Origin of the sequence: Arminella tubonensis, assembly GCF_003240585.1 — a bacterium.
GTDB lineage: Bacteria > Pseudomonadota > Alphaproteobacteria > Rhizobiales > Rhizobiaceae > Rhizobium > Rhizobium tubonense.
This window is the reverse complement of the sequence record NZ_PCDP01000054.1, coordinates 26,130-35,776: the sequence shown is the minus strand read 5'-3', so window position 1 is coordinate 35,776 and position 9,647 is coordinate 26,130. Positions and strand designations below refer to the sequence as shown.

At 56.5% G+C, this 9,647-nt stretch carries 9 protein-coding genes and 2 pseudogenes; 3 read left to right on the top strand and 8 right to left on the bottom strand.

The genetic code is table 11. The features are described from left to right. Nucleotides 1-134: L,D-transpeptidase (locus CPY51_RS24255; RefSeq protein WP_146260114.1), on the top strand; the 134-nt coding region annotated here is incomplete at its 5' end. Nucleotides 135-184: 50 nt separating this feature from the next. On the opposite strand, the gene CPY51_RS24250 is transcribed toward CPY51_RS24255, so the two are convergent. From CPY51_RS24250 to CPY51_RS24225, 5 genes and pseudogenes are all read right to left on the bottom strand, one after another. Beyond that, complete coding sequence (locus tag CPY51_RS24250) at nucleotides 185-1,087, bottom strand: sensor domain-containing diguanylate cyclase (RefSeq protein ID WP_111162792.1); 903 nt, start codon at nucleotides 1,085-1,087, stop codon at nucleotides 185-187. After that, nucleotides 1,084-3,342: a sensor domain-containing protein gene (locus CPY51_RS24245; RefSeq protein WP_111162791.1), complete on the bottom strand. Its 2,259-nt coding sequence runs from the start codon at nucleotides 3,340-3,342 to the stop codon at nucleotides 1,084-1,086. Before CPY51_RS24245 ends, CPY51_RS24250 begins: the two co-directional genes overlap by 4 nt. Before the next feature lie 831 nt (nucleotides 3,343-4,173). Then, on the bottom strand, nucleotides 4,174-4,476 hold the full coding sequence (locus CPY51_RS24235) for a hypothetical protein (RefSeq protein WP_111162789.1): 303 nt from the start codon (nucleotides 4,474-4,476) through the stop codon (nucleotides 4,174-4,176). Nucleotides 4,477-4,741: 265 nt separating this feature from the next. Beyond that, nucleotides 4,742-5,002: pseudogene (locus CPY51_RS33580) on the bottom strand (hypothetical protein); the annotation flags it as partial. Between the two features lie 169 nt (nucleotides 5,003-5,171). Next, nucleotides 5,172-5,381 (bottom strand): cold-shock protein, encoded by a 210-nt coding sequence (locus tag CPY51_RS24225; RefSeq protein WP_111162788.1) that lies wholly within the window; start codon nucleotides 5,379-5,381, stop codon nucleotides 5,172-5,174. A 407-nt stretch (nucleotides 5,382-5,788) separates the two neighbouring features. Here CPY51_RS24225 and CPY51_RS24220 point away from each other — a divergent pair, with 407 nt between their 5' ends. Continuing rightward, nucleotides 5,789-6,160 carry a response regulator gene (locus CPY51_RS24220; protein ID WP_111162787.1) on the top strand — a complete coding sequence of 124 codons (372 nt, stop codon included), beginning with the start codon at nucleotides 5,789-5,791 and terminating at the stop codon, nucleotides 6,158-6,160. A gap of 1,374 nt (nucleotides 6,161-7,534) precedes the next feature. Here CPY51_RS24220 and CPY51_RS24215 read toward each other — a convergent pair. Both CPY51_RS24215 and CPY51_RS24210 read right to left on the bottom strand, forming a co-directional pair. Further along, nucleotides 7,535-7,726, bottom strand: coding sequence for a CsbD family protein (locus CPY51_RS24215; RefSeq protein WP_111162786.1), 192 nt, complete (start codon nucleotides 7,724-7,726; stop codon nucleotides 7,535-7,537). A gap of 233 nt (nucleotides 7,727-7,959) precedes the next feature. After that, a complete protein-coding gene (locus CPY51_RS24210; RefSeq protein WP_111162785.1) occupies nucleotides 7,960-8,178 on the bottom strand; it encodes a hypothetical protein in 219 nt (72 codons plus the stop codon). Nucleotides 8,179-8,760: 582 nt separating this feature from the next. On the opposite strand from CPY51_RS24210, the gene CPY51_RS24205 reads away from it, so the two are divergent. After that, nucleotides 8,761-8,964, top strand: a complete 204-nt coding sequence (locus CPY51_RS24205; protein WP_111162784.1) for a hypothetical protein — start codon at nucleotides 8,761-8,763, stop codon at nucleotides 8,962-8,964. Between the two features lie 12 nt (nucleotides 8,965-8,976). Here the strand turns inward: CPY51_RS24205 and CPY51_RS33575 are convergent. Beyond that, nucleotides 8,977-9,186: pseudogene (locus CPY51_RS33575) on the bottom strand (manganese catalase family protein); the annotation flags it as partial. Between the last annotated feature and the right edge of the window lie 461 nt (nucleotides 9,187-9,647).

The following is a 9,647-nucleotide window of genomic DNA, read 5'->3' as shown; positions in this document are numbered from 1 at the left end:
TCGGTATCCATGGCACACCAGACCCGAGCCGGATCGACAAGACCGGTTCGCACGGTTGCGTGCGGTTGACCAACTGGGACGCCGAAGAGCTCGCCAAGCTCGTCAGCAAGGATGTGCCTGTCAAGTTCATGTAGGGAGGAATGTTTGACGTCGGCCGACGTCGACCCGCGAGCCGCTGGGGGAGCTACCTGACGCAGTTTCTACCCGAACGTTTGGCCTCATAAAGGGCCTTGTCAGCCCGCGCCAACCCGGCGTCGATCGATACATCGTCGCTGAGGATTTCGCTCACGCCAAAGCTGGCAGTGACGTAAATCTGGTTCTTGCCAACTTGAACCGGGCTTTCGTATATCGTCCTGCGCAGAAGCTCCGCCACTACTACCGCGGCTTCGGCAGTGGTGTGTGGGAGCAAGACGACGAACTCCTCGCCTCCAAATCGCGCCAGGACATCGCTCTGCCGCATCATCTCCCGACAGCGCCGGCTGGTCGACCTGAGCACCTCGTCCCCACCAGCATGACCGTGCGTGTCGTTGACAGCCTTGAAGGCGTCGACGTCGATCATGATGATCGACGCCTGCGCATCGAACCGGCGGACCTTCTCGAACTCGACATTGGCTATGTTGAAGAAATAACGGCGGTTCGGCAGGCCCGTGAGCGGGTCGGTTGCAGCCAGCCTTTCCAATTCGTTCTCGAGAAGCCGGCGTGCGGTAATATTCTCATGCGAAATCACCGCACCGCCTTCAGAGAAATCGAGTGGCGTTACGCGTCCCAAAAACCATCTGGAAGCGGTCGGCGAGTGACAGGGATATTCCTTTTGAAACAGTGAAGTGCCGCCGTCCAGGATTGCCCGGACCCCGGCGGCAAATTCTTCCGCTTCCTCAGAGCCAGCCCCAGACGAATTCTTGCAGATACTAAGATAGTTGCTGCCGATATCCGATTCCCGTCGGTGCGAGTTTTCCGCTCCGAAATTCTGCCAGGCGAGATTGACCGCAATGATCCGGCCGCTTTGATCCAGCACGCAGATGTGCGATGAAAGGGCGTTGATCACGGCGATCGCGAAGCCCTTCTTCTGGAGTGATGGTACAGTCACTTGCGACGCTTCCCCGTTCCATCGGGCGTTTTCGGCGCCTGGGCCTGCAGCATCTTCTCGATGCCTTCCGACGAGACCGGCCTGCTAAAGTGGTATCCTTGCATTTCGTCGCAACGATTGTCGCGCAGGAAGGCCAACTGTTCGTCGGTCTCGACCCCCTCGGCAATGACCCTCATGTTGAGCTTCTGTCCCAGCGATATCACCGCGGCGGCGATCGTTCTGTCATTCTCGTCGTCACCAAGGTTCCGCACGAACGACTGATCGATTTTAAGGCGGGAGACAGGCAGGCTTTTCAAGGCGCTCAAACTGGAATAGCCGGTGCCAAAGTCGTCGATCGCAAAGCCGACGCCGACCGACTGCAGGTCTTTCATGATCGCTACGGCCTGATCCACATCTCGCATCACCAGGCTTTCCGTCAGCTCCAGTTCAAGACATCTTGCGGAAAGTCCCGTTTCTTCCAAGGTCTGCAGAACACGACCCGTCCAATTTAAGTCCTGAAACTGACGCGCCGAGACGTTGACACAGACGGTGATCGGAGCAAGTCCCGCATCCTGCCATTCCTTGTTCTGCCGACACGCTTCTTTCAGCACCCAATCTCCTAGCGCAACGATAAGCCCCGTCTCCTCGGCTAGCGGGATGAAATGGATGGGCGTTATCAAACCGAGCACCGGGTGTTTCCAGCGGACGAGCGCTTCCACCGCGAATATGCGTCCGGATTTCAAGTCCACCTGAGGCTGGTAGAGCAAATGAAATTCGGAGCGCGCGATGCCCTTGCGGATTCCGTCCAGTAACGCCAACCGCTCGTGAGCCCGGATGTTGATTTCGGCGGTGAAGAACTGGAAGCCGTCTCGTCCGGCATCCTTCGCCTTATACATCGCCGCATCTGCGTTGGCGATCAGCGTCTCCGGATCGGCTCCGTCATGTGGAAATGTCGCAACGCCCATGCTGCAGGTGATGTGGAAAGCCTGCTCCTTTATGGTGATCGGCTCACCGATCGCTGTCCTCAGCTTGTGCAGCGTTGCAGAGATTGCGTCGGTGTTTTCAGGCAGATCGGTCAGCAAGATGACGAACTCGTCGCCACCGAGGCGCATGACGGCATCAGTCGAGCGAACGCAGTCCAACATCCGCTTGGACACTTCCTTCAAGAGTGCATCGCCGGCGGTGTGGCCGAGACTGTCGTTGATGAATTTGAAATTGTCGAGATCAACAAAGACGACCGAAACCCACGGATTGTGGCGTTCGGTCTGCAGCATGGCCTGGGTCAATCGATCGATCAGCAGACTGCGATTTGGGAGGCCGGTCAACATGTCGTGGTGAGCCATGTAGCTTATCTGATCCTGCGCAACCTTGCGTTCGATGGCGATTGCCGCGGTCCTGGTCGTTATTTGAGTGAGACTGGTCTCAATGTCAGTCGGAGCGCGCACAGCCGCAGAATACATCGCGAACGTACCCAATACCTGTCCCTGGTGTGACAGGATCGGGGTCGACCAGCAGGATCGCAACCCGTGCAGCGCCGCCAGTTCCCGAAAGTCCGTCCAGAGGGGATCGTTGGCAATGTCCGCGACAATAACGCTTTCGCGCCGAAAGGCTGCGGTTCCACAGGATCCGACGTTCGGTCCGATGGCGATGCCGTCGATAGTTTGAGAATATGCTGGCGGCAACGACGGCGCCGCCCCATGCGTCAGATATTTTCCGGTTTTATCGACCAGCAGGATCGAGCCGAGGACCCCTTCGAGCTGGCTCTCAATCAATCGCACAAGTCGATCGAGGATTGTGTCCAAAGGCGAATTGAGCGCGATCATCTCGACGACAATGGCCTGCTCGTCGCGAAGGAGATCCTCCTTCTTCCGGGCGGTGATGTCACGCGAAACGCCGACGAGGCCGACGACGGCGTTTTTGTGGTCGCGCATCGCGACTTTCGTCGTCAAAAGCCATTTCTCCCGGCCTGTGGCGGCGTCTACAACAACCTCTTCCATGTCGATTATGGACTGCTCGGACTGAATTACGCGTTGCTCAATCTCGAAAAATTTCTCCGCTGTGGCCACGTCGTGAAGATCGAAGTCCGTCTTTCCGATCACTTCGTCCGTGCTAGCAAAGCCATTAATACGTGCGACGGCCTCATTTGCGATGACGAAGCGGCAATCGAGATCCTTGACGAAAAGGTAGTCTGGTACCTGGTCGACCATCGCCCTCAGGAATCTGCGCTCGTTTCGCCACGCCAACTCGGCGTTCGGCAGCTTTATGATTGTAGACATCAAGTTCCCCCGTTATTGCGAATCTGTCGTCCAATCACCGAGAAGAACTGGTCGCACTCCCTTTGAGCGAAGAACCCGATGCTCTCAGCTAAGTGCGGTCGGAGTAGGTGGTCCCGGTTCAATAGTCGCCCACCACCCGGCGTTAGAAGTCGATGACCTACAACTTATTAGTAAACGTCGGGATTTTAGTTTCGTTCCGCGTGTCCCCTTTGGCGGTTCCGGATTCATCATCCGCTCCTCACCCGGTTCACGAAACACTGACGTTTGGCAGGAATGGGTTGGGCTCGGACGTGAATCGCTTCCGAAAACGCGCTCGATGATGGAACGGAGCGCGCTAGGGCAGGTTCGCAAAGCGGTAGGTGTGACGGTGTGATCGATCTGGAGATAGTGAGGGTTCTCTAGTCGAGGGTGAGCCGCTGTTGCTCATGATAGCGGTGGATCTCGTCGAGGGCGCCGGATTCGAGGCGGTCGAGGCGAAGCTGCGGCGGGAGCGATTGCCATGCTCGAGACACTGCCGAGGCCGCTTTTGGGACCGACGGGCAATGGCGAATCCTTCCATTGGCTTGACGTTGTTCCTTTGCCAAAGCCGCCAAAACCTAGTTTTTGCTTATGCTGTTGAAGGCATGCGCCACACCATTGAGCTGTCCGACGATCTCTGGGGACTGGCGCCTGGGCACTCCTGACTTCAGCTTGGCGCACCTTGGACGATGGTGGGCGATTTCCGCTTCAAAACGCCTCCGCCACGAGCCCTCACAAAGCGGCAAAAAACAGCAAATTCGACCCCGATGGTCCCATAGGCTGTCTACTCGACAAACGACGGCCTCTCCAGCGCTACCACAGATCGTAGAAAAACTCGCAGATGAGTTCCGCGAGTTTTATGGCGTCGATATCGCTCATATGGGCTGCGTTTTCGACTGCGGCAATTTCGATATCGTCACGGTCAACGGCCAGAAGATCGAGTATTCTGGCAAACTTGATTTTCAGTTCGATGTCACCTTCAAACTCATCAAGGGTGACCGCCAGAATGCTGTCGCTGGCTTCGATCAATCGGGTTTGAATGCTGTCGGAGGAGGTAGCGAGTGTCCGAACTGCCGAGAAGAAGTGCCCTCGTGCATTAGGATATTTTACGTCCATCTGGTTCCCTTTTCGCTCTTAGCGCAGGCCTTGGACATAAGGCTTGACCGGGGTGTACGATCTTGCAGCACGGGGGTCAACAGCAGCAATCTTCACCATCGGCTTACCGACCGGACCAGTTACAAGCGAAAGAAGTGCACTGCGGTCTCCAATCACCCTGGCGCTGAGGGCGACAAATCTCGCCTCGAAAGGAATGAGAACTGTGAACAGATCGCTGTGGCGAGCCGCCTGATCCCGTTTGGTTGATGGCCCCTGAGGCTGCATATACCTTGTCGTAGGTGAACGATGTCAGCAGAGTGGTCACGAAATTGCTCGCCTTTTCCTTGACGAGAACTTCGGCCCATTCGCCGTGCCACCGAGCATCCCCCCGTATAAATGCTGTCCACCGCGGCTTCTTCGATGCGCTTCACATGCGCGTGAAAGGACGCTTCGTCCCGGGCTCGTACACATCGCGAACAACCATTCTTAGAATTTCCTGAATGGCAATCTGCCAGGCCGTATTGATGGTTGTAATCTGTGGGTTAATCTTACTTGCAGTCTCCGATGATCACCTGACCCGATACCAACAAATTTGATACGGCACGACCGCAGCTGATTGGGCATAAAAAAGGCCAGGCAATCATGCCTGACCTCGGTTCATAGTTTGCTTTCGACAGTGCCAGTACATCCGTGGTCAAAGGAAAGCAGATACCGATTTAGACAGCCTGGAGATTGCAGGCCGACATCTTGCCCGACTTGTTGTCGCGCTCGAGTTCGTAGCCGATCTTCTGGCCTTCGACGATTTCGCGCATTCCGGCGCGCTCCACAGCCGAGATGTGAACGAAGGCGTCAGCGCCGCCGTTATCAGGCTGGATGAAGCCAAAGCCCTTGGTGGAATTGAACCATTTAACTGTGCCAGTGGTCATGATGAACCCTTTCATAGCAATAAGACGACCGCGACGCTAAAACGCTGCGGATGATGATAGCGATTTTTGAAGGAAGGTTCGTCAAGGCGCGGTGCCAATCGCGCGGTAACCAAAGCTCAGCAAGCAAATATCGACAGTAAACAGGTAGCTGCGTTGTGGGTTCGAGTCAAGGAAAACTCCATCGGGCAGCGGTTCGAGGATTCTGGAATTGTCATCATCGAGGATGGCGCGCGCGGGTCGGTGCTCGAGTGGAGCGGAGTAGGAACCCATGCCAGGCCGCGCCGATTTAAGTATGACAATATAAGTTTACGTCCGGCGGATCATTTCTACCTTACACGCGTTACCAACCGTCGCCGCATGCAAACAAAAAAGACATACCTACGGCGCAAGGGCGGGGATCATGATAAATGGCGTATAGTGGGATCACAGTGCTTGTCGTTGAGGATGAGATACTCATCCGAATGGATATTGTGGAATTTCTGCAGGACGAAGGATTTATCGTCCATGAGGCATCCAACGCAGACGACGCGATCGCCATTTTGATTGCGAACTCTGACATCGGCGTTTTATTTACGGACATCGACATGCCGGGCAGCATGGATGGATTGAAGCTGGCGGCAGCGGTGCGCGACAGATGGCCGCCCGTGAAGATCATCGTCACTTCGGGCCATCGACATCTAAGTGACGCTCTACTCCCGGTTCAAGGCAAGTTTTTTGCCAAACCGTATGACCACTCCCGCATCGTGAGCGCCATGAGGGAGATGGTCGCAGCAGGTTAGACAGAAGCCGCCTCGTGCGAGCCCGCCAGGGCGACCCATCACGCGCGGACCGCCGCGGCAGAGGCGCGCTCAATCCTCCACCCTTCAAGCTCGCCGCGGCTCGAGCATTCACGCGCGAAGTGAACGCCATTGACCGCACCGAGAAACCCTGCCCAGTTGGGAACCAACGGCGTTTTTTGAGGTAGGAAGATCCAGCGCGCCATCGGTTCCCTGGATCTTGTTTCGATCACAGGCGGGTTCCCGGAGTCATCTCATAAGGATCGCTGCTGCGTCTGGTTTGGCCTGCGACCACGACGTTGGTTTATGAAGCGAACAAGTCGTGCTTTTTTGCGAAGGCAGAGACGCCACGGGCGGTCTCGGCATTGACGTCGCCGTTGAGTGCGGCCCGGCAGCCTGCAATGCCAGTGCCCGTTCGGGATCATGACGAGAGACAGGCCATTCAAGTAGCAGGCGGTATGCATGCATGCCTTCGGCCCCGACGACTCCACACGCCTCGCCGGGATGTGTCCTAGGTATCCGAAAGAAAGCACGAAGATCAACTCGTTCATCGCCCATGTGACAAGGATAGCGGGGGTGCTGGCGGCGAAGACCTCGCAATCCGGCGCTCGGGCTGCTCCTAAGAATCGTGAGTAAGATCATTGGTTCTGAAAATCAGATTCACCTTGAACTGGGTCTGCTGTGGCTTCAAGACGCGATGGAGGCCGGCGACACTGCAACCGTCCATCAACACTTGCGACTTGCCCGCGAAGGATTCGCACGTTCCGATCGCGGAGCACCGTTCGGACTGGAGGGTTCGTTGAAAGAGCCTGGAGGAGGACGCCTTCGCCTACATGTAGTATTCGATGGCTGGCGGGAAGGACCCAACCCTCGGTTCGATCGCCGATCAGGCGGGGCACTGGTGGCCCTTTGTCGCTCGCCGAGCTGGTCAAACGCGTTGGCTGGACGCCATTCAGATAATCGAGCAACACTGCTGTCGCCTACGAGGCCGACCGCTCGGTCAGACGAGGTCTTCCGCCTTTGGAAGCACCATCCACGGCTCTTCCCGACGTTCAATATCTTCGACTGGATGCGTTCGTCGACCTCGATAACGAATCTCGACGGATGGGCAGCCGAAAACGTCAGGCGGACCTCTGATCGATTCAAAAACCTTCCGATGGCGCGCGATCTGTTGCCTGAACGAGGAGCACGGCTTGGATCAGCTCCGAGAGCGTCCGTATCAGTTGAAGTGCGGCTCCAGTGGGCCACTGGCACCCGTGCCTCAGGGAAAAAGCCGCGCCCCTTGAAGCCCTGCTACGACAGCCGCCTGCACGTCCGCGTCAGATCGGAATCAAACTCCGGCGCGGAACCTTTTAGGTGTTCACCGTGATCGCGCTCTCAGGCCTTGTCGACGACCTTCTTGACTGCTTCTTTGACCTGTCCCTTAGCCTGCTGGGCGTCGCCCTTGGCTTCCTGGCTCATGCCTTTGACCTGCATTTCTTCGTTTCCGACAGCCTTACCCACGCCCTGGCGAGCCTTGCCTGCGAGTTCGTTGGCCTTGCCTGAAACCTTGTCTGCTGTGCTGCCCATGACTTTTCCTCCGATAGTGAAACCTGATTGTTTCATCGAGACAACAACGGCTAACACATCAGTTCGTTCCGTGAACGACAGTAGAACGATTTCAAAAACGTCCTGCAGGATGATGTTGTGCTGAATAGTCTTGGCAAGGAAAATGTGGAACCTCGCTTCACGTCATGAAGCGGGTGGGGCTCGATCTCGGGTCCGCCCGATCGGAGTTTGCCGGTGCGAACGGTTCAGGCTGGCTACTCATCGCTTTTCTCCAATCGCCCCGCTATTTTATCAAGGCGGCGAGATTGCTTTGCCTTCATCAAAAGATCGAGGTCAACTGATGACGGACCAAACCGGAAATAAAGGTCCCTAGCGTAGTCAGTTGCCAGTGCATATTTCTCTACAAATTCGTCGAGAGTGTAGGGTCGACCATGTACTCGACCGGCCGCGCTGCGAAAAAGTGTCTCGGTCATTCCGATGCTCCGCGTTTATGAGTAATTGCTAAAATTATATCGCGGTCAAAAGTTCCTTACCTCGTCGGCTCTAATGGCCCACCGGGTCCTATTTGGGACGGTGGCGCCCTATAAATTGGAGCACGGCCGCGCCGGAAACTGAGGCCGCCGTCTGTGTACGGGCCGCAATGAGATTGCAATCCAAAGAGCCCAAATGTGATGCCGAGAACGACCGGAGGAAGGCGACCAAGGAGAATTGTCACCTTCCAAAAGCCGCCAATCAAATCGCGGCCATGGGTGGTCGCAAGAAAATCTAGGATCCGAATTCGCAGTTGCGGCTGACGGCGACAATCACACCACGGGCGCCCTTAAACTGTCGCGCGCGGACGAAATCCGTCTCTGGACCCAGGATGGCGGGCGGCCAGCCGGATTTCTTGGCCGGCTCTGTTGAACCATTTTGATCGCCACAGGTTAGGCAGCGACTGCTATCGCCATTCTGGCGACAAACGTGGTGCCGCCATGTCGAATTTCGTCTGGTTTTCAACTTTGCTCGGGGCGTGTTTGGGCTCTGGACTTGCGACAACTGCAGCTTGGAAGATCCCAGTGGCCTGCCTTTTGGCAATTGCCGTCACGGCCCTTGCTCCGCTGTTTGCCGGCATCAGCCAGCCGCCAATATTTCAACTCATGACGGCAGGTGTCGTCATGGCGCTGCTCGGCGGATCGTTTGAAATTTCGCCCCGCCATCTCGCTGGAGGCGTGTCGGGAGCCCTTCTGCTGGGCATTCCCGTTTTGCTATGGACGCTTTGATTGGATCGGAGCGACGTGGCCGAGTCTGATGCTGGCGATGAGACTGGAGAATGGCGGTAGCTTGGATTTCGAGCGAAAGTTGAAGCTCTTGAACATTAAGTTGCCCAGGGTGGACATCTCACCGTACTTGCCTTCGAGCAGTTCTGGAGGGCCGCGGCGGCGTTTGGATCCGCGACCTTGTGGCGGCAGTTCGCCCTGTAGTTTGTCGACACCCATGAACATGGGGAAGCTCTCTGGTTGGGTGCCTTTGCCAACCAGGATCGCCTTCGGTTGTTTCCGAAAAACATTTGCTGCGAGTGGGATGATGCGGAACCGAACCGTTCGCGGAAGGATGCGGCAACGATTGGATGATTGACGGCCCTTTCGAAATTGATTTCCGTATCGTGATCGCAGAGACCGAGCTTCGAGCTTGAGAGTTTCCGCTTTCCATCGATCCAATGCGCCGTTCGACGATTTCCGACGAAATCTGGGCAGCATCGAAGCCTTCGCCTTGTGCCACATCGGGACCCTCAACCGCACCGATGAGCCGCGTTGCGCGCAGTTTTCTTGGTTCGCGCGGCACCAATGAATGGATCTCGAATTTTTTCCGAACACCTCTTGAAGGGTGAAAGACCGAAAACTAAATCGTGCTCGTCGGCAGCCCAATGGGGGCCGAAAAGCCGGGGACGTCGTTTCCGACGCGT

Coding starts and splice junctions, on each gene's coding strand:
- CPY51_RS24245 (WP_111162791.1), bottom strand. CDS start 3,342: ATGTCTACAATCATAAAGCTGCCGAACGCCGAGTTGGCGTGGCGAAAC.
- CPY51_RS24225 (WP_111162788.1), bottom strand. CDS start 5,381: ATGACCACTGGCACAGTTAAATGGTTCAATTCCACCAAGGGCTTTGGC.
- CPY51_RS24220 (WP_111162787.1), top strand. CDS start 5,789: ATGGCGTATAGTGGGATCACAGTGCTTGTCGTTGAGGATGAGATACTC.
- CPY51_RS24210 (WP_111162785.1), bottom strand. CDS start 8,178: ATGACCGAGACACTTTTTCGCAGCGCGGCCGGTCGAGTACATGGTCGA.
- CPY51_RS24235 (WP_111162789.1), bottom strand. CDS start 4,476: ATGGACGTAAAATATCCTAATGCACGAGGGCACTTCTTCTCGGCAGTT.
- CPY51_RS24215 (WP_111162786.1), bottom strand. CDS start 7,726: ATGGGCAGCACAGCAGACAAGGTTTCAGGCAAGGCCAACGAACTCGCA.